General features: G+C 74.6%; 15 protein-coding genes and 1 tRNA gene. 7 read left to right on the top strand and 9 right to left on the bottom strand.

The genetic code is table 11. The features are described 5' to 3' along the window. Positions 1 to 156: 156 nt before the first annotated feature. The 5 genes from ptsP to ACFLFB_RS04635 all read right to left on the bottom strand — a co-directional run bounded on the left by ptsP (position 157) and on the right by ACFLFB_RS04635 (position 6,036). Positions 157 to 1,839: a phosphoenolpyruvate--protein phosphotransferase gene (gene ptsP, locus ACFLFB_RS04655; protein WP_392544537.1), complete on the bottom strand. Its 1,683-nt coding sequence runs from the start codon at positions 1,837 to 1,839 to the stop codon at positions 157 to 159. A gap of 4 nt (positions 1,840 to 1,843) precedes the next feature. After that, a complete protein-coding gene (locus tag ACFLFB_RS04650; protein ID WP_392544536.1) occupies positions 1,844 to 2,113 on the bottom strand; it encodes an HPr family phosphocarrier protein in 270 nt (89 codons plus the stop codon). 88 nt (positions 2,114 to 2,201) lie between these two features. After that, entirely contained in the window at positions 2,202 to 4,304 is a 2,103-nt protein-coding gene (locus tag ACFLFB_RS04645) for a fructose-specific PTS transporter subunit EIIC (protein ID WP_392544535.1), read from the bottom strand. Between the two features lie 26 nt (positions 4,305 to 4,330). Beyond that, positions 4,331 to 5,278: a 1-phosphofructokinase gene (gene pfkB, locus ACFLFB_RS04640; RefSeq protein ID WP_392544534.1), complete on the bottom strand. Its 948-nt coding sequence runs from the start codon at positions 5,276 to 5,278 to the stop codon at positions 4,331 to 4,333. Further along, on the bottom strand, positions 5,275 to 6,036 hold the full coding sequence (locus ACFLFB_RS04635; protein ID WP_392544533.1) for a DeoR/GlpR family DNA-binding transcription regulator: 762 nt from the start codon (positions 6,034 to 6,036) through the stop codon (positions 5,275 to 5,277). Before ACFLFB_RS04635 ends, pfkB begins: the two co-directional genes overlap by 4 nt. Positions 6,037 to 6,360: 324 nt before the next feature. On the opposite strand from ACFLFB_RS04635, the gene ACFLFB_RS04630 reads away from it, so the two are divergent. From ACFLFB_RS04630 to ACFLFB_RS04615, 4 genes are all read left to right on the top strand, one after another. After that, on the top strand, positions 6,361 to 7,647 hold the full coding sequence (locus tag ACFLFB_RS04630; protein ID WP_392544532.1) for a PASTA domain-containing protein: 1,287 nt from the start codon (positions 6,361 to 6,363) through the stop codon (positions 7,645 to 7,647). Beyond that, on the top strand, positions 7,644 to 8,213 hold the full coding sequence (locus ACFLFB_RS04625; RefSeq protein ID WP_392544531.1) for a hypothetical protein: 570 nt from the start codon (positions 7,644 to 7,646) through the stop codon (positions 8,211 to 8,213). The genes ACFLFB_RS04630 and ACFLFB_RS04625 overlap by 4 nt, the downstream gene beginning before the upstream one ends. Before the next feature lie 75 nt (positions 8,214 to 8,288). Then, positions 8,289 to 8,765, top strand: a complete 477-nt coding sequence (locus ACFLFB_RS04620) for an SRPBCC domain-containing protein (protein ID WP_392544530.1) — start codon at positions 8,289 to 8,291, stop codon at positions 8,763 to 8,765. Continuing rightward, the gene (locus tag ACFLFB_RS04615; RefSeq protein WP_392544529.1) at positions 8,765 to 9,082 is read left to right on the top strand and encodes an ArsR/SmtB family transcription factor; all 318 of its coding nucleotides are present in this window, start codon (positions 8,765 to 8,767) and stop codon (positions 9,080 to 9,082) included. Before ACFLFB_RS04620 ends, ACFLFB_RS04615 begins: the two co-directional genes overlap by 1 nt. A 44-nt stretch (positions 9,083 to 9,126) precedes the next feature. On the opposite strand, the gene ACFLFB_RS04610 is transcribed toward ACFLFB_RS04615, so the two are convergent. After that, positions 9,127 to 9,205 (bottom strand) — tRNA-Gln (locus ACFLFB_RS04610). A gap of 181 nt (positions 9,206 to 9,386) precedes the next feature. On the opposite strand from ACFLFB_RS04610, the gene ACFLFB_RS04605 reads away from it, so the two are divergent. Beyond that, positions 9,387 to 9,998: a TetR/AcrR family transcriptional regulator gene (locus tag ACFLFB_RS04605; protein ID WP_392545382.1), complete on the top strand. Its 612-nt coding sequence runs from the start codon at positions 9,387 to 9,389 to the stop codon at positions 9,996 to 9,998. On the opposite strand, the gene ACFLFB_RS04600 is transcribed toward ACFLFB_RS04605, so the two are convergent. Then, complete coding sequence (locus tag ACFLFB_RS04600; protein WP_392544528.1) at positions 9,995 to 10,825, bottom strand: methyltransferase domain-containing protein; 831 nt, start codon at positions 10,823 to 10,825, stop codon at positions 9,995 to 9,997. The genes ACFLFB_RS04605 and ACFLFB_RS04600 overlap by 4 nt on opposite strands. A 62-nt stretch (positions 10,826 to 10,887) precedes the next feature. Here ACFLFB_RS04600 and ACFLFB_RS04595 point away from each other — a divergent pair, with 62 nt between their 5' ends. Together ACFLFB_RS04595 and ACFLFB_RS04590 are read left to right on the top strand one after the other, a co-directional pair. Next, positions 10,888 to 11,385 (top strand): MarR family winged helix-turn-helix transcriptional regulator, encoded by a 498-nt coding sequence (locus tag ACFLFB_RS04595; RefSeq protein ID WP_392544527.1) that lies wholly within the window; start codon positions 10,888 to 10,890, stop codon positions 11,383 to 11,385. 225 nt (positions 11,386 to 11,610) lie between these two features. After that, entirely contained in the window at positions 11,611 to 14,295 is a 2,685-nt protein-coding gene (locus ACFLFB_RS04590; RefSeq protein WP_392544526.1) for a non-ribosomal peptide synthetase, read from the top strand. On the opposite strand, the gene ACFLFB_RS04585 is transcribed toward ACFLFB_RS04590, so the two are convergent. Next, positions 14,213 to 16,045: an ABC-F family ATP-binding cassette domain-containing protein gene (locus ACFLFB_RS04585; RefSeq protein WP_392544525.1), complete on the bottom strand. Its 1,833-nt coding sequence runs from the start codon at positions 16,043 to 16,045 to the stop codon at positions 14,213 to 14,215. The two genes, ACFLFB_RS04590 and ACFLFB_RS04585, sit on opposite strands and share 83 nt — an antisense overlap. Next, positions 16,045 to 16,974, bottom strand: a complete 930-nt coding sequence (locus tag ACFLFB_RS04580; protein ID WP_392544524.1) for a 4-(cytidine 5'-diphospho)-2-C-methyl-D-erythritol kinase — start codon at positions 16,972 to 16,974, stop codon at positions 16,045 to 16,047. Before ACFLFB_RS04580 ends, ACFLFB_RS04585 begins: the two co-directional genes overlap by 1 nt. Between the last annotated feature and the right edge of the window lie 10 nt (positions 16,975 to 16,984).

Below are 16,984 nucleotides of genomic sequence, written 5' to 3'. Positions count from 1 at the left end.
GGGTGCCAGCGGACAAGCAGCGATGCTACCCGCCGGTCGGGTCGCCGGAGGACCCGCACCCCACCCGTCCCACGAGCCGCCGCCACACCGGCCGTGAGTGCGGAAGTGGTCGTCCTGGCGACCACTTCCGCACTCACGGCCGGGGGTGACCGGTGCTCAGAGGAGGTCGGTGAGCTCCGTGCGGGCGCGCGACCTCACGGCCTCGAGCCCCTCGATGGCCGTGCGGGCGGCGCGGGCCTCGGCGGCCAGGCCCTGGCACTCGGGGAGGGTGTGCAGCGAGAGGGCGAGCCGGACGACCGGCACCTTGCTGGGCGCCATCGACAGGCTCGAGACACCGAGCCCGGCGAGGACGAGGGCCAGCAGGGGGTCACCCGCCGACTCGCCGCACACCCCGATCGGGACCCCGCTGACGCGGGCACCGTCGCACGCCGCGGCGACGACGTCGAGGACGGCCGGCTGCCACGGGTCGAGGAGGTCGGAGAGCTCCCCCTGCATCCGGTCGGCAGCCATCGTGTACTGCGCGAGGTCGTTGGTGCCGAGGCTGCCGAAGTCGACCTCGGCGAGGACGTGCCGCGCCCGCAGCGCGGCACCCGGCACCTCGATCATCACGCCGGCCTTGGGCAGGCCGTTCTCGCGGACGCGGCGGGCGAACCACGCCGCCTCCTCGACCGTGGCAACCATCGGGGCCATGACGCGCACGTCGGCACCGGTCTCCTTCGCGGCGATGGCGAGCGCCTCCAGCTGCGCGTCGAGGAGCTCGGGTCGCTCGGCCGACAGTCGCAGGCCGCGTCGACCCAGGGCCGGGTTCTCCTCCGGGCCGAGGTCGGCGAACGACAGCGGCTTGTCGGCGCCGGCGTCGAGGGTGCGGACGACGACACGACGGGAACCGAAGGGCGCGAACACCTTTCGGTAGATGTCGGTCTGCTCCTCCACCGTCGGTGCCTTGTCGGCCGAGAGGAAGACGAACTCGGTGCGGAAGAGCCCGACGCCCTCGAGGTCCTGGGCGCCGGCCTCCTCGGCGTCCTTGACCCCGCCGATGTTGGCGAGGAGGGCGACCGCGTGGCCGTCCTTCGTGGCGCCGGGGCCGTGGGTGAGGGACAGCGCCTCGGTGCGCTTCTCGCGCCGCACCCGCTGGGCCTCGATGAGCGAGAGGTCGGGGGCGATGGTGACCTCGCCGGTGTCGCCGTCGAGGGCGACCGGCGTGCCCGGCGGGATGGCCGTGGCACCGGCGAGTTGGACGACGGCCGGGATGCCCATCTGCGCCGCGAGGATCGCGGTGTGGCTGGTGCGGCCTCCGGCCTGCGTGACGATGCCGACGACGAGCGAGCGGTCGAGGGTCGCCGTCTCGGCGGGGGCGAGGTCCTCGGCGACGACGACGCTCGGCTCGGTGAAGTCGGGCACCCCGGGGGCCGGGACCCCCAGGACCGCGGCCACCGCACGCGAGCCGACGTCGCGCAGGTCGGTGACCCGCTCGGCGAAGTAGCCGCCGAGCGCCTCGAACTGGGCGCAGTACTCCTCCACCGCGTTCGAGATCGCGGTGGCCCGGCCGCGGCCGGCGTCGAGCTGCTTGGCGGCGGCCTTGACCAGCCCCTTGTCGCGGGCGATGAGGGCCGTGGCCGTGAGGATCTGCTGGGCGGTGTCGTCGGCGTGCGCCGCCTTGGCCTCCAGGGCGACCGCGACGGACTCGAACGCGGCCCGGACGTCGGCCAGGGCGGCGTCGCGGTCCTCGACCGCCGCCTCGTCGGCGGGCGGCCGGACCGGTGGCGCGACCTGCACCACCGGCCCGTAGGCCGTCCCCGGGCTGACGCCGATGCCCTGCCGGGTCTCCGTCGCGGTCACGGCGTCACTCCGCGTCGAGGTCGCGGGAGAGCAGGGCCACGAGGCCCTCGAGCGCCTCGTCGGCGCCGTCGCCCTCGGCGGTGAGGACGACCTCCTCGCCGTGCTTGGCGCCGAGGGCCATCACGCCGAGGATGCTCGTCGCGTCGACGGCGTCCTCACCGGGACGGCCGATCTCGATGTCGAGGCCGGACTCGCTCGCGGCCTGGACGAACAGGGCCGCGGGACGGGCGTGGAGGCCGACCGACGAGGCGATGGTGACGGTGCGCTGTGCCATGGGTTCTCCTGGGTGGATCGGTTCGGACGTGCTCGTGACGTGGTGCTCGTGCAGCGGTCGTGCGGTGCTGCGGTGGTGCGGGTCCTCCTCAGACCGTAGCCACCGCGTCGACCTCGGCGAGGTGCTGGTCGCGCGACTTGAGCACGATGACGATGCCGGCCATGACGACCACGCCGACGACGAGGGCCAGGAGGAAGAGCAGGACCTGGCTGATGCTGCCCATGATCGGGAGCACCCAGATGCCGCCGTGGGGGGCGCGGATCGCGGTGCCGAAGAGCATCGCGAGGGCACCGGTGATCGAGGAGCCGATGACCGACGAGGCGATGATGCGCACCGGGTCGGCGGCGGCGAACGGGATGGCGCCCTCGGAGATGAACGAGGCGCCCAGCAGCCAGGCGGCCTTGCCGTTCTCGCGCTCGGGCTCCGAGAACAGCTTCGGGCGCAGCGTGGTGGACAGGGCCATGGCGAGGGGCGCGACCATCCCGGCGGCCATGACGGCGGCCATGATCTTCAGCGGGGCCGAGTCGGACGCGGCACCCGCGGCGCCGAGGCCACCGGTGGCGAAGGCGTAGGCGACCTTGTTGACCGGGCCGCCGAGGTCGAAGCCCATCATCGCGCCGAGGACGACACCGAGCAGGACGGCGCTCGAGCCGCTCATGTCGCCGAGGCCCGACTTGAGGGCGTCGCTGAGGGCCACGATCGGGCGGCCGAGCAGGGTGATGAACAGGCCTGCGGTGATGAGGGTCGAGACGATCGGGATGACGACCACGGGCATGACGCCGCGGACCCCCTTGGCGACCTTCCAGCCGGACACCCAGCGGGCCACGAGGCCGCCGATGACACCGGTGGCGAGGCCGCCGAGGAAGCCGGCGCCCATCGTCGCGGCGATCGAGCCACCGACGATGCCGGGCACGAGGCCGGGACGGTCGGCGATCGCGAAGGCGATGAAGCCGGACAGGATCGGCACGAGGAAGCCGAACGAGGCGGCCCCGATGACGAACAGCAGTGCGGCCCAGGAGGTCAGGCTCACCGGGTTGAAGTTCTGGGTGATGTTGTACTGGCCCTCGGCGGTGAGGCCGTACTTGACGATCTCGATGGCGCCCTGCTTGCCGAGCGCGACCTGGGCGAGCATGAAGGACAGGGCGATGAGGATGCCGCCCGCCGCGACGAACGGGATCATGTACGACACACCGGTCATCAGCCACTGGCGGACCTTGGTGAGGGTGCTCGCGCCGTCCTCGACCTTGGTGACGAGGCCGCCCGACGGGCCGGCCTTCGCGGCGGCGGCCGCGGCGGCCTTGCTCGGGTCGGCGGCCCACTCGGCGACGAGCGCCTCGGCCTGGGCGACGAGGGCCGGGCCCTCGGAGATGCCCTTCTTGACGCCGACGTCGACGGTCGGCTTGCCGGCGAAGCGGCCGGCGTCCTTGACCGGGAGGTCGTGGGCGAAGATCACGGCGTCGGCGGCGGCGATCTGCGCCGCGCTGAGCGGGTTCGAGCCCGCCGAGCCCTGCGTCTCGACCGTCATCGTGTGGCCTGCGGCCTTGGCCGCGGCCTCGAGGCCCTCGGCCGCCATGTAGGTGTGGGCGATGCCGGTGGGGCACGAGGTGACGCCCACGAGGGTGAGGGAGCGCCTGGCCGGCGCCTCGGGGGCGGCGGCTGCTGCGGCGGGCGCCGCGGCCGGGGTGTCCTCGGGGACGGGCGCGGCGGCCGGGACGGCAGCGGGGGCGGCGGCCTCCTCCTTGGGCGGGTCGAGGGCGACCTCGGCGTTGACGATCTGCGCGACCTCCTCCTCGGTGGTCGCGGCGGCCAGCGCCGCCTTGAAGTCCTTCTTCATCAGGGCGCGGGCGAGCTTGGGCAGCATCTGCATGTGCGCGTCGCCGCCGCCGGCCGGGGCCGCGATGAGGAAGACGAGGGTGGCCGGGCCGTCCTTGGCGCCCCAGTCGATGCCCTCGGTGCGGCCGAACACGAGCGAGGGCTCGGTGATGGCCTCGCTGCGGGCGTGCGGGATGCCGATGCCGCCGGGCAGGCCGGTCGCCATCTTCGACTCGCGCTCGGTGACGTCGGCGAGGAACTGCTGGAGGTCGGTGCAGCGCCCGCTGGCGACGAGCCGCTCCGCGAGGACGCGGGTGGCCTCGTGGCGGTCGGCACCGGTGAGGTCGAGGACGACCTGCTCGGCGGTGATGAGGGACATGGCGGTTCCTTTCAGGGGACGTCGGGTCAGTGACCGAGGACGAGGGTGGGGTCGGGGGTGGTGGTGAGCTCGACGGGGATGCCCTCGAGGTCGGCGGCGGTGGGAACGCGGCTGCCCGGGAGGGTGACCGCGGCGGCGCCCCAGGTGACGGCGGCGGCGAGGGCGTCGGCCGGGGCGAGCCCGCTCGACAGGCCGTGGAGCAGGCCGGCGAGCATGCAGTCGCCGGCGCCCACGGTGGACAGGGGGGCCGTGATCGTGGCCCGCGCGTGGACCACCTCGTCGGCCGTGACGAGGACGGCGCCGTCGCCGCCGAGGCTCACCGCGACGACCTCGATGCCGTCGGCGACGAGGGCCCGGGCGGCCTCGAGGACGTCGCCGAGGGTGGGCAGCTCGCGGCCGACGAGCTCGGCGAGCTCCTCGTGGTTGGGTTTGATGAGGCTCGGGCGGGCGGCGACGGCGGCCGTCATCGGGGCGCCGGAGGAGTCGACGGCGACCTTGACGCCGCGCTCACGGACGCGGGTGACGAGGTGGGCGTAGAGGTCGGTGGGCGCACCGGGCGGGAGGCTGCCGCAGCCGACGACCCAGGTGGCGGTGCAGGCGGCGTCGAGCGCCTCCTGGAGCAGGGCGTCGACCTCGACGTCGGTGAGGGTGGGGCCGGGCTCGTTGAGCTTGGTCGTGGTGCCGTCGGGCTCGAGGACGCTGATGTTCATCCGGAGCGACCCGGCCACGGGAACGCTGCGGCGGGGCACGCGGGCCTCGTCGAGGAGCTCGTCCATGAGGTGGCCCTCGGGGCCGCCGGAGGGCAGGACCGCCACGGTGTCGGAGCGCTGGGCGGCCAGGGCGCGCGAGACGTTGACGCCCTTGCCGCCGGGGTCGACCCGGCTGCTCGTGGCCCGGTGGACCTCGCCGCGGTGGAGGGCGCCGATGGTGACCGCCCGGTCGATGCTCGGGTTCGGGGTGAGGGTGACGATCACGCCGTCACCACCTGGGGGCCGGCGGCGCGCAGCTCGGCGGCGACGTCGTCGGCGAGGTCGGTGTCGGTGACGAGGAGGTCGACCTCCTCGAGCCGGGCGAAGCGGTGGAGGTGGTCGTCGCCGGCCTTGCTCGAGTCGGTGGCGACGACGACGCGGCGGGCCGAGCGGACCATCGCCGCCTTGACGAGCGCCTCGGCCTGGTCGGGCGTGGTGAGGCCGCGGGCGGCGGAGACGCCGTTGGTGCCGAGGACCGCGACGTCGACGACGAGGCCCTCGAGGGCGTCGGTGGCCCAGTCGCCGACGGCCGCGCCGGTGACACCACGGACCCGGCCGCCGAGGAGGTAGAGGGTGATGCCCGGGTGGGTGGAGAGGGTGGCCGCCGCGGCGACCGAGTTGGTCACGACGGTGAGGTCGAGGTCGGGCGGGAGGAGCTGGACGACCGCCTGGGTGGTGGAGCCGGAGTCGAGGAGAACCGTTCCGCCCGTGGGGAGCTCGTCGAGGACGCGGGCCGCGATGCGGCGCTTGACGTCGGTGAGGCGCGAGGAGCGGGCGGCGAGGGTGGGCTCGAGCTCGAGGCGCTCGACGGGGATGGCCCCGCCGTGGACCCGGCGGACGGAGCCGCGCTGCTCGAGGGCGGTGAGGTCGCGGCGGACGGTCTCGGTGGCGACACCCAGGGACTCGGCGAGGGAGGTGACCTCGACCCGGCCGGCCCGGCGGGCCTCGGCCATGATCCGCTGCTGCCGCTCCGCTGCGTACATCGGACTCCCTCGTCCTGGTGGGCCCCTCCTTGGGCCGGTGGGATCAGTGAACCACCCCCTCCCGGTCATGTAAAGAGATTCGGGCACCCGTTTTTGTGGTTTTTCGCCGCTTCTGTGGGTTCGAGGTCGCTCGGGGAGGCCCTGGGCTCGTGAGGGGTGGCTCGTGGCTCTTCGTCGACGCCACCGAGAGCCCTTGGCCACCCTTCGCCAACGGGGCCGCCGGGCGTCGTTGACACAGGCGGCCCGCGCCACTCCAATGGGCTGGGGCGCCTCGCCGACGGAGGCCGCGCGCAGCCGCCCCCGTCGTTCCGTGAAGGAGCCGACATGGGCCAGGAGGACGGGCGGCGCGGGGGGTGGCGACCCTCGCACCACGGCAGCGCCGACGTCTCCGCACGGCCGCGCGCCACGCTCCCGCCCGCCGGCAGGCGCCTCGCCGTCCTCGCCGTCCTCGCCGTCGTGGCCGGCCTGGTGACGGCAGCGACCGCCCCCGCAGGAGCCGCGGTACCCAGCGCCGAGCGCCGCGAGCCCCCCGTGGTCGTCGGACGGTCCCTCACCGAGGCGCGCACCCTCCTCCAGGAGCAGTGGTACCCCAACGCGGAGGGGGACTACCGCATCGACGTCGTGCCGAGTCCCACTGTCCCGGAGCAGGTCCCGGAGGACGCGGCGCAGGTCATCGACCAGAAGGTCACCCAGTACCTCGAGGACAGCGACCCCAAGGACCGGGTCGCCTCCATCACCCTCGTCGTGGGGTCGGTCGTCGCCGACCTCGTGGGGCGAACCCGTGAGGAGGCGGAGGGCATCCTCGAGGCGCTCGGCCTCGTGGCCGCGGTGAAGGGCGAGGGCGTCGTCATCCGGCAGTCGCCCGCCCCGGAGACGGTGGTGCCGTTCGGGAGCCGGGTCGGGCTCGTCCTCGCCCCGCCGCCGTCGAGGGCGGGAACCGTGGTTCCCGAGCTCCGCGGGAACACCGAGGCGCAGGCGCGGGCGGCCGTCGAGGGGGTGGGCCTCACCCTGCGGGTCGGCGCCACGAGCGGAGAGGGCGAGCTGCGGGTCACCGAGCAGGACCCGCCCGCCGGGACGAGGGTCGAGCCCGGGGAGGCCGTCACCGTGACCCTGCTCGGCGCGGAGGTCCCGCCCGCCCTCGTCGAGGTCCCGGACGTCACCGGCCTCGAGCCGCAGGTGGTGCGACGAATCCTCGCCGTGGCGACCCTCACCCTCGCCGTCGACCCGAGCGGCACCCGGGACGGCGGGCTCTCGTTCCGGCAGGACCCCGAGGCGGGGACGAGCGTCACGCCGGGGTCGGTGGTCACGGTCGCCTTCGCCGATGTCGATGCCGCGCCGGTCGCGTGGTGGGCGTGGCCGACCGGCGGGGTCGCGGTGCTGGCCGTGGCCGGGTTGGCGCTGTGGACATCGCGGCTCGCCCGACGAGCGCGACCGCGCCGCCCGACGCTCGACGAGGCGGAGCCCGACCTCCCCGACGTCCGGGTCGACCCCGTCGCCGACCCGGCGCCGCTCGTGTCGGTGCACTCCCCCGGACCACGGCTCGACCTCTCGGTCCGGGTCGTCCCGCGCGTCGACCTCGGCGCCCTGACCCTCGAGGAGGGACCGCGATGAGGATGCTCGGCGGACCGGCCAGTGCCCAGGACGTCCTCTTCGGCGGCGACCGGGCCGATCCCGCGGCGGGGCTGGCCCTCGACCTCGGCCACTCCCTCGACGGACACCTCCCGGCAGCCCTGGGCGCCGCCGTGCACCGGGCGGTCGCGCACGACGTCGCCGAGGCCGCCGTCGCTCTGATGCAGCTCGACCTCACCGACGTCCTCGCCGCCGGGTGGCAGAAGCACTCCGCCCTGCGGGCCGCCGGACGGCGGACCCGGGACGCGCCCGGCACCCGCGAGACGGTCGTCCTCGCGGAGCACACGATCTCCCACGAGGCGCACCCGGCGGTCGACGTCTCGCTCGGCGAGGTGCACGTCACCCGGGTGGAGATGACGCTCGTCGTCGCCGTCGAGGTCACCGGGCTCACCGGCTCGGTCTTCGCGGGGCGCCTCACCTCGCTGGCCTCGGGGAAGGCCGTGGTCACCGTCTCCCTCGACCTTGCCGGGGCCCCGGTGGCCCGACGCAGCCGCGAGCTCCGCCTGCCGCTCGAGCTCGACCTCGGTCAGGGCCTGCGCCTCGCCTGACTGCAACTTGGGGGTTGCAGTGGTCTCGTCTCCTGTGCAACTCTAGAGTTGCACCCAACCGAGAGGACCAGCACCATGACCACCACCGACAGCACCCAGTCCGTCGTCGACACGGACACCTTCACGGTCACCCGCAGCATCCACATCGACGCCCCCGCGGCAAAGGTGTGGGCGGCCGTCACCGAGCCCGAGCACATCTCCCGCTGGTTTGGGCACACCGTCCTCGACGGCTCCGGCGCCGGGGCGCGCGGCACCATGTCGTTCGAGGGCCACGGCTCGATCCCCCTGAAGGTCGAGTCGGTCGACCCCCAGCGGTCGGTCTCGTACCGCTGGGGCAACGACGACGCCCTCGGGGCACCGCCGGCCGAGCTCGACGAGCAGGCCTCCACCGTCTTCACCTTCACGCTCGAGCCCGTCGGCGGGGGCACCCGGCTCACCGTGGTCGAGACCGGCTTCGAGGTCACGTCCGACCCGCTGGGCAACCTCGAGAGCCACCGCACCGGCTGGGACTCCGAGCTCGACAAGCTCGTCGCCCTCCTCGAGAGCGCGTGATGTCGAGCGCCACGCTGGTCCCCGTGTTCGCGGCGCTGGGCGACGAGACCCGCTGGAGCGTGCTCACCGCGCTCTCGGAGGGAGACGCGTCGGCCTCCGCGCTCGCCGCCCGGCTCCCGGTGAGCCGCCAGGCCATCGCCAAGCACCTCGCCGTGCTCGAGGAGGTCGGGCTCGTCGAGCCGGTGCGCGTCGGTCGCGAGGTGCGCTACCGCGCCCTCGGGGCGGCCCTTCGGGACACCGCGACGCGGCTCGACGCCATCGGCACCGAGTGGGACCGCCGCCTGGCCGCCATCCGCGACATCGCCGAGAACCTCTGACCCCGTCGAGGAGCGCGACGGCGGACTTCGTCCGGCCGTCGCTGCTCCCCGGGTAGGAATCGAACCTACGTCGCTTGTCCTGATTCAAAGTCAGGCGGGCCCTGCCAGCAGACCAACCGGGGAAGGCCGCCCACCGGGGCGGAACGGCACACAGCGAGGGTAGTGGACCGCCACCGCGCGCCCCGGACCGCTGCGACCCACCCGCCCCACCGCGGGCGGCCGGGCGGGCCGAGAGCCACGAGGGCAGAATGGCCCGGTGAGTGATCCCCAGACGACCAAGCCGCCGAAGTCCGGCCGCTCCCGGATGACCGGGCGCGAGCGGCGCGAGCAGCTCATCGGCATCGGGCGGAAGCACTTCGCGGACAAGGGGTTCGAGGGGGCGACGATCGAGGAGATCGCGTCCTCGGCCGGGGTGTCCAAGCCGGTCGTGTACGAGCACTTCGGCGGCAAGGAGGGCCTCTACGCCGTCGTCGTCGACCGCGAGATCCAGCGCCTGCTCGGCGGCGTCACCGCGGCCCTCGCGTCGGGCGGCACGTCGCGCCAGATCATCGAGCGGGCGGCCCTCGCCCTCCTCGACTACGTGGAGGGCTCCACCGACGGCTTCCGGATCCTGGTGCGCGACAGCCCGACCGGGCAGGCCACCGGCTCCTTCGCCAGCCTGATGAGCGACATCGCCAGCCAGGTCGAGCACATCCTCGCCGCGCAGTTCAAGGAGCACCGGCTCGACCCCAAGGCCGCCCCGATGTACGCGCAGATGCTCGTGGGGATGGTCGCGCTCACCGGGCAGTGGTGGCTCGACTCGCGCAAGTTCAAGAAGCACGAGGTGGCGGCACACGTCGTCAACCTCGCGTGGAACGGGCTCACCGGGCTCGAGGCCAGGCCGACGCTCACGCCGGACGAGCCGCCGGCCTCCTAGGCCTCGTGGTCGGCGCCGGGTCGGTCCTTGCGGCCGACCGCGAACACGCGCCGGAACGGGAAGAGCACTCCCGCCGGGGTGCGCGGGTACGCCTGCGCGAGCGCCGCACCGTACGGCTCGAGGAACGCGGCGAGCTCGTCCTCCTCGGTGAGGATCTCCAGCACGGGCCGCAGCCCCGTGGAGCGCACCCACGTGAGGACGGGGTTGTCGTCCTCCCCCGCGGGGTCGAGGACGTGGAGGTAGGTGGTCTCCCACGCGTCGACGGAGCAGCCGAGGCGGGTGAGGTAGCGCAGGTAGGTGGCGGGCTCCCCGACGGCGGGGAGGTCGAGGGCCGCCGCCAGCTCGCCCTCGCGCTCGTGGTGCTCGGCGGTCTCGCGCATCAGCCGGTGGCTGGGGGCGTCGAAGTTGCCCGGGACCTGGAGGGCGAGCCACCCGCCGTCGGCGAGGGCGCCCACCCACGAGTCGAGGAGGTCGAGGTGGCGCTCGACCCACTGCAGGGTCGAGCTGGTGACGATGACGTCGGGGGCCTGGCCGAGGGAGGCGGGGTCCCAGTCGCGCAGGTCGGACTGCACCCACTCGACCCGGTCCTCGCGGTCGAGCTCGCGGGCGGCCTCGAGCATCGACTCGCTGCTGTCGACGCCGACGACCCGCGCCTCCGGCCACAGCCGGGCCAGCGTGAGGGTGGCCGGCCCGTGGCCGCAGCCGAGGTCGACGACGAGGGCGGGCGAGTCGGCCCGGACCTGCGACACGAGGTCGGAGAAGGGCCGGCTGCGCTCGTCGGAGAAGCGTGAGTACGCGGTCGGGTCCCAGCTGCCGTGCTCGCGCATGGGCGTCGCTCCTCGCAAATCATCTCGACGTCAAGAATGTTGACGCGGAGTAGAGTCCGGTCATGGCCGCTGACGATGTCGACCGTATCGTCTCCGCGTGGCGCCGTGAGCGCCCTGACCTCGACGTCTCCCCGCTCGAGGTCCTCTCACGGGTCTCCCGGCTGGCCCGCCGCCTCGACCGCGCCCGGGGCAGCGCGTTCGCCGAGCACGCCCTGGACTCGTGGGAGTTCGACGTCCTGTCGGCCCTGCGCCGCGCCGGCACCCCCTACGAGCTGAGCCCGGGCCAGCTCGTCTCCGAGACCCTCGTGACGAGCGGGACGATGACCAACCGGGTCGACCGCCTCGTCGCGCGCGGCCTCGTCGAGCGCCAGCCGGCCCCCAACGACCGCCGCGGCGTCATCGTGCGCCTCACCACCACGGGGATGGGCGTGGTCGACGCCGCGCTGGCCGACCTCATCGCCCACGAGGAGGGCCTGCTCGGCGAGCTGGGCGCCGAGGACCGCGCCGACCTCGCCCGCCTGCTGCGCCGCCTCCTCCAGCCGTTCGAGTCCGAGGCCTGACCGCCGCTCCCCCGGAGCGTGCTGGCGGCTCGCCGCTCAGCCCGCCCGGCTCGCGCCGGACCGTCATCGGTTGGCTCGACTGGCTCCTCGTCGAGCTCGCCGCCCCCTGACTTCCGACCACCTCGCCATGAGTGCGGAAACGGCTGCCCGGGCGACCACTGGCGCACTCACCGCGACGTACGGGCGTCGTTTGGTAGGTAAGGCTAACCTCACTAGAGTGCTCGCGTGTCCCTCGTCGTCCCGCCGGCCGCCCCGGCCGAGCCGCTCCCCGGGTCCCCGTGGACGACGACGGCACGCACCGACGGCGACCTCGGCGGCTGGCTCGGCACCGGCTCCGGCGAGCCCACCGACCCCGCGGTCCACGTCCTCGAGGGCGGCCGTCTCCTCACGCTGACCCGCGCCGACCTCGCCGACCGGGTGGCCGCCACCGCCGCGCTCCTCGCCGGCGAGCGCCGCCTGGTGCAGGTCCGCGCCGGCAACACCCTGGCCTCGCTCGTCGGCTACCTCGCGGCCCACGCAGCCGGCCACGTCGTCCTCCTCACGCCCGGGCCGGGCGAGGCCGAACGCACCCTCGCGGCCGCGTGGGACCCCGACGTCGTCCTCGACCCCGAGGGCACGCTGGAGGTGAGGCGCTCCCGACCGCGCCACGTCCTCCACCCCGACCTCGCGCTGCTCATGAGCACGAGCGGGTCCACCGGTTCGCCGCGCCTGGTCCGCCTCTCGTGGGACAACCTGCGCAGCAACGCCGCGGCCATCGCCGACTACCTCGCCATCCGGCCCACCGACCGCGCCGTGACGAGCCTGCCGGTGCACTACTGCTACGGGCTCAGCGTCGTCCACAGCCACCTCGCCGCCGGCGCCTCGGTCGTCCTCACCGACGGTTCGGTGGCCGACCCGTGCTTCTGGGACCTCGCCCGCGAAGCCCGCGTCACCACGCTCGCCGGGGTCCCCCACACCTTCGACCTCCTGGACCGCGTCCGCTTCGCCGCGATGGACCTGCCCCACCTGCGCACGGTGACCCAGGCCGGAGGCCGCCTGGACCCCCAGCGCGTCGTCGAGCTGGCCGAGCTCGGTGTCGAGCGGGGCTTCGACCTGTTCGTCATGTACGGCCAGACCGAGGCCACCGCCCGGATGGCGTACCTCCCCCCTGCCCTGGCGGCCAGCCACCCGCACACCGTCGGGATCCCCGTGCCGGGCGGGTCCATCGACCTCGTCGACGGCGAGGTCGTCTACTCGGGCCCCAACGTCATGCTCGGCTACGCGCAGGAGCCGGCCGACCTCGCGCTCGGCCGCACCGTCGAGCGCCTCCACACCGGCGACCTCGGGCGCTGGACCGACGACGGCCTCCTCGAGGTCACCGGCCGCCGGTCCCGGGTGGCGAAGGTCCTCGGCCACCGCGTGGACCTCGACCACGTCGAGCGCACGCTGCGTGCCGACGGCTGCGACGTGCGCTGCGTCGACGGCGGGCCCGGCCTCGTCGTGTGCGCCGCCGGGACGCCGCGCGGGGACCTCGCCGACGCCGCCGCCCGCCGCGCCGGACTGCCGGTGCGGTGCGTGCGCGTCCTCGAGCCCCGCGACCTCGGGCTCGACGAGGTACCGCGCCTGCCGACCGGGAAGGTCGACTACGCCGCGCTCACCGGACTGGCTGCCACGGCGCCGGAGGACGCCGGGCCGCGGCTGCGCGGCAGCCTCACCCAGCGCTTCGCCGCCATCCTCGGCCGCGACGACGTCGGCCCCGACGACACCTTCGCCTCCCTCGGCGGCGACTCGCTGTCCTACGTCGAGGCCTCGCTCCACGTCGAGGAGTGCGTCGGCGCGCTCCCCCGCGGCTGGCACGTGATGCCGCTGCGCGACCTCGAGGGCCTGGCCGACGGCCACCGGGCCCGGGCCACGGGCGACCCGGCCCCCACCGCCGGATGGCGCGCCCGCCTCGAGCCGTGGCGTGCCCTGCGCACGGTGGAGACGAGCATCGTGCTGCGTGCGGTGGCGATCGTCCTCATCGTCGGCACCCACGCGCACGTGTTCCGGATGCAGGGCACGGCGCACGCCCTCCTCGTCCTCGTCGGCTACAACCTGGCCCGCTTCCGGATGGGCGAGGCGCCGCGGCCGGAGCGGACGCGCGGCCTCCTCACGGCGCTGGCCCGGGTCGTCGCCCCCACGCTGGCGGTGGTCGGCACGGTCCACCTCGTCACCGGGCAGTACGCCCGCCGCACGGTGGGGCTCACCAACTGGCTCTTCGGTGAGGCGCTGCTCGGGCCGGACTGGCGGTTCTGGTTCGTCGAGGCCCTGGTGGTCGCCCTCCTCGCGACCACGGCGCTGCTCGCGACCCCGTGGGGCGACCGCCTCCAGCGCCGGCACCCGTTCGCCCTCCCCCTGGCCCTCAGCGGCCTCGGGATGCTGTGGTGGAAGGACGTGCTCTTCCCGCCGGTGCCGCACATGCAGGGGTCGGCGCTCGTCGTCCTCTGGCTGTTCTGCCTCGGCTGGGCGGCCGCTGCCGCCGACGGCGTGCGCGAGCGGCTCGTCATCACGGCGGTGGCGGTGCCGACCGTGGGGACCTTCTCGGGCAACCCGCGCCGCGACCTCCTCACGCTGGCCGCCGTGCTGCTCGTCGTGTGGGTGCCGACGCTGCGCGTGCCCCGCGCGCTCGTCCCGCTCCTCACCGTGCTCGCGTCGGCGTCGCTGTTCGTCTACGTCGTGCACTGGCAGGTGCTCCAGGAGCTGCGCGGCACCCCGTGGACGGCGTTCGGCGCGGGGCTCGCGGCCGGGGTGGGCGCGTGGTGGCTGTGGACCCGGGCGGGTCAGCTGGCCGGTCGGGTGCGCTCGGCGGTCAGCCGACGACCTCGGCGGCGGCCAACCACTCCAGCTCGAGCGACTCGCGCTCGTCGACGATCTCGCGCAGCTCCCGGTTGAGCCCGAGGACCCGCTCGTGGTCGGTCGCGGCGGCGGCCATCTGCGCGTGGACCTTCTCCTCGCGGTCGGCGAGGCGGGAGAGCTGCTTCTCGACGCGCGACATCACCTTTCGGGCCTCGCGCAGCTCGGACGGGCTGGCCTCGGGGGTGACCGGGGCCGCGGCCGAGGAGGGAGCCGGCACCGACGCCGACGACGAGCCGAAGGACCCGGCACCCGACTTCGCCGCGGCCTGGACCCGCAGCCGGAGGTACTCCTCCACCCCACCGGGGAGGTCGCGCAGCCGGCCGTCGCCGAGGAGCGCGAGCTGCTTGTCGGCCACCCGCTCGAGCAGGTAGCGGTCGTGCGACACCACGACGAGCGTCCCGGCCCAGCCGTCGAGGAGGTCCTCGAGCGAGGTCAGGGTGTCGATGTCGAGGTCGTTGGTCGGCTCGTCGAGGAGGAGGACGTTCGGCTCGTCCATCAGCAGCCGGGTCAGCTGGAGCCGCCGCCGCTCACCACCGGACAGGTCGCCGACCCGCGTCTGCTGCCGTGACCCGGTGAACCCGAGCCGCTGCGCGAGCTGCGAGGCGGTGAGCTCCTTCCTGCCCAGCCGCACGACCGAGGCCACCGACTCCACCGACTCGATGACGCGCCGGTCGGCCCACGCCTCCAGCTCGCGGACCTCCTGGGTGAGGAAGGCCATCTTGACGGTGACGCCCTCGCGGCGCTTGCCCGAGGCCAGCGGGTGCTGCCCCGCGAGGGCCCGCAGCAGCGTGGACTTCCCCGCGCCGTTGACCCCGACGATGCCGACCCGCTCGCCCGGCGCCAGGCGCCACGTGAACCGCTCGAGCAGGGTCCGGTCGCCGACGGTGAGGGTGGCGTCGAGGAGGTCGACGACGTCCTTGCCGAGGCGCGTGGTCGCGAAGCGGACGAGCTCGACGTCGTCGCGGGCCGGCGGCTCGTCGGCGATGAGCGCGTTGGCGGCGTCGATGCGGAAGCGGGGCTTGCTCGTGCGCGCGGGCGGGCCGCGCCGCAGCCACGCGAGCTCCTTGCGCAGGAGGTTGTCGCGGCGGTCGGCGATGACGCCCGCGAGCCGCTCGCGCTCGGCCTTGGCCAGGACGAACGCGGCGTACCCGCCCTCGTAGGAGTGCACCGCGCCGTCGTCGACCTCCCACGTCATCGTGGCGACGGCGTCGAGGAACCACCGGTCGTGGGTGATGACGACGAGCGCGTTGTCGGGGCGGGAGTGGCGCTGCACGAGGTGGTCGGCGAGCCAGGCCACGCCCTCGACGTCGAGGTGGTTGGTCGGCTCGTCGAGGAGCAGGAGGTCGGGGTTGGCCACGAGGAGGGCGGCCAGGGCCACCCGGCGCCGCTCGCCACCCGACAGGGGCCCGACCACGGTCTCGAACCCGCCGACGACGGGCGCCTCGAGCCCGCCGAGCAAGCCGGTGATGACGTCTCGCACCCGGGCGTCGGCCGCCCACTCGTGCTCCGCGAGGTCGCCGAGGACGGCGTCGCGCACGGTGGAGGCGGGGTCGAGGGAGTCGTCCTGGGTGAGGATGCCCACGGTGAGGCCGCCGGTGCGGGCGACGCGCCCGGAGTCGACCTCGCGGGTGCCACCGAGGACGCGCAGCAGGGTGGTCTTGCCGCCGCCGTTGCGCCCGACGACGCCGATGCGGTCGCCGCCGCCGACCCCGAGGGAGAGGGCGTCGAGCACCTGGGCGGTGCCGAGCGCGAGGGACGCGCGCTCGACGGAGACGAGGTTCGCCACTAGTCGACCCGGCGCTGGATCAGGTGCGCGCCGTGCACCGGGCCGCTCGCCCGCCGCACGTCGCGCACGGCGCCGCTGGCGGTGAGGGCGACCGCGAGGTCGATCCCGGACTCGTTGTCCTCGACGAGGAAGGCGATGGTCGGGCCCGAGCCCGAGACGATCCCGCCGAGGGCGCCGAACTCCATCCCGGCGGAGAGGACCTCCCCGAGGGCGGGGCGCAGCGAGATGGCGGCGTCCTGCAGGTCGTTGGCCAGCTGCGGCGCGAGCTCGTGCGGGTCGCCGCTGCGCAGGGCGGCCATGAGGGCGGGGTTCGCGGAGGGCTCGGGGACGTCCTCGTCGCCGCGCAGCCGGTCGCACTCGGCGTAGACGGCCGGGGTCGACAGGCCCTCCTCGCCCAGGGCGAAGACCCAGTGGTAGGTGCCGCGGGCCAGGACGGGGGCGAGCAGCTCACCGCGGCCGCTGCCGATCGCCGTGCCGCCGGAGACGAGGAACGGCACGTCGCTGCCGAGCTCGGCACCGAGCTCCTCCAGCTCCTCGCGGTCCAGGCCGAGGTCGTAGAGGTGGTCCATCCCGACGAGGGTCGCGGCGGCGTCGGCCGACCCACCGGCCATCCCGCCGGCCACGGGGATGCCCTTGCGGATGTCGACCTGCACCGGCTCGACGTCGAAGCGGCTCTCGACGAGGCGGGCGGCCTTCATCACGATGTTCTCGCCGTCGAGCGGCACCCCGGTGGACAGCGGGCCGCTGACGCTGACGCCGTACCGGTCGGCCACCGACACGGTGACGTCGTCGTAGAGGCTCACCGCGTGGAAGACCGTGGCGAGGTGGTGGTAGCCGTCCTCACGACGCGGGCCCACGAGGAGCTCGAGGTTGACCTTCGCCGGGACGCGCACCGTGACGGGCGCGGGCAGCAGGGGGGCGGAGGTCATGCGCCCACCC

Origin of the sequence: Oryzobacter telluris (genome assembly GCF_043099285.1) — a bacterium.
Classification (GTDB): Bacteria; Actinomycetota; Actinomycetes; order Actinomycetales; family Dermatophilaceae; genus Oryzobacter; species Oryzobacter telluris.
The sequence above is the reverse complement of the archived record's forward strand: the minus strand, read 5'-3'. Positions and strand labels throughout refer to the sequence as shown.

Excerpts from the sequence above, each read along its gene's own strand:
- ACFLFB_RS04650 (WP_392544536.1), bottom strand. The coding sequence starts at position 2,113 with ATGGCACAGCGCACCGTCACCATCGCCTCGTCGGTCGGCCTCCACGCC.
- ACFLFB_RS04645 (WP_392544535.1), bottom strand. The coding sequence starts at position 4,304 with ATGTCCCTCATCACCGCCGAGCAGGTCGTCCTCGACCTCACCGGTGCC.
- ACFLFB_RS04635 (WP_392544533.1), bottom strand. The coding sequence starts at position 6,036 with ATGTACGCAGCGGAGCGGCAGCAGCGGATCATGGCCGAGGCCCGCCGG.
- ACFLFB_RS04630 (WP_392544532.1), top strand. The coding sequence starts at position 6,361 with ATGGGCCAGGAGGACGGGCGGCGCGGGGGGTGGCGACCCTCGCACCAC.
- ACFLFB_RS04625 (WP_392544531.1), top strand. The coding sequence starts at position 7,644 with ATGAGGATGCTCGGCGGACCGGCCAGTGCCCAGGACGTCCTCTTCGGC.
- ACFLFB_RS04620 (WP_392544530.1), top strand. The coding sequence starts at position 8,289 with ATGACCACCACCGACAGCACCCAGTCCGTCGTCGACACGGACACCTTC.
- ACFLFB_RS04615 (WP_392544529.1), top strand. The coding sequence starts at position 8,765 with ATGTCGAGCGCCACGCTGGTCCCCGTGTTCGCGGCGCTGGGCGACGAG.
- ACFLFB_RS04605 (WP_392545382.1), top strand. The coding sequence starts at position 9,387 with ATGACCGGGCGCGAGCGGCGCGAGCAGCTCATCGGCATCGGGCGGAAG.
- ACFLFB_RS04600 (WP_392544528.1), bottom strand. The coding sequence starts at position 10,825 with ATGCGCGAGCACGGCAGCTGGGACCCGACCGCGTACTCACGCTTCTCC.
- ACFLFB_RS04595 (WP_392544527.1), top strand. The coding sequence starts at position 10,888 with ATGGCCGCTGACGATGTCGACCGTATCGTCTCCGCGTGGCGCCGTGAG.
- ACFLFB_RS04580 (WP_392544524.1), bottom strand. The coding sequence starts at position 16,974 with ATGACCTCCGCCCCCCTGCTGCCCGCGCCCGTCACGGTGCGCGTCCCG.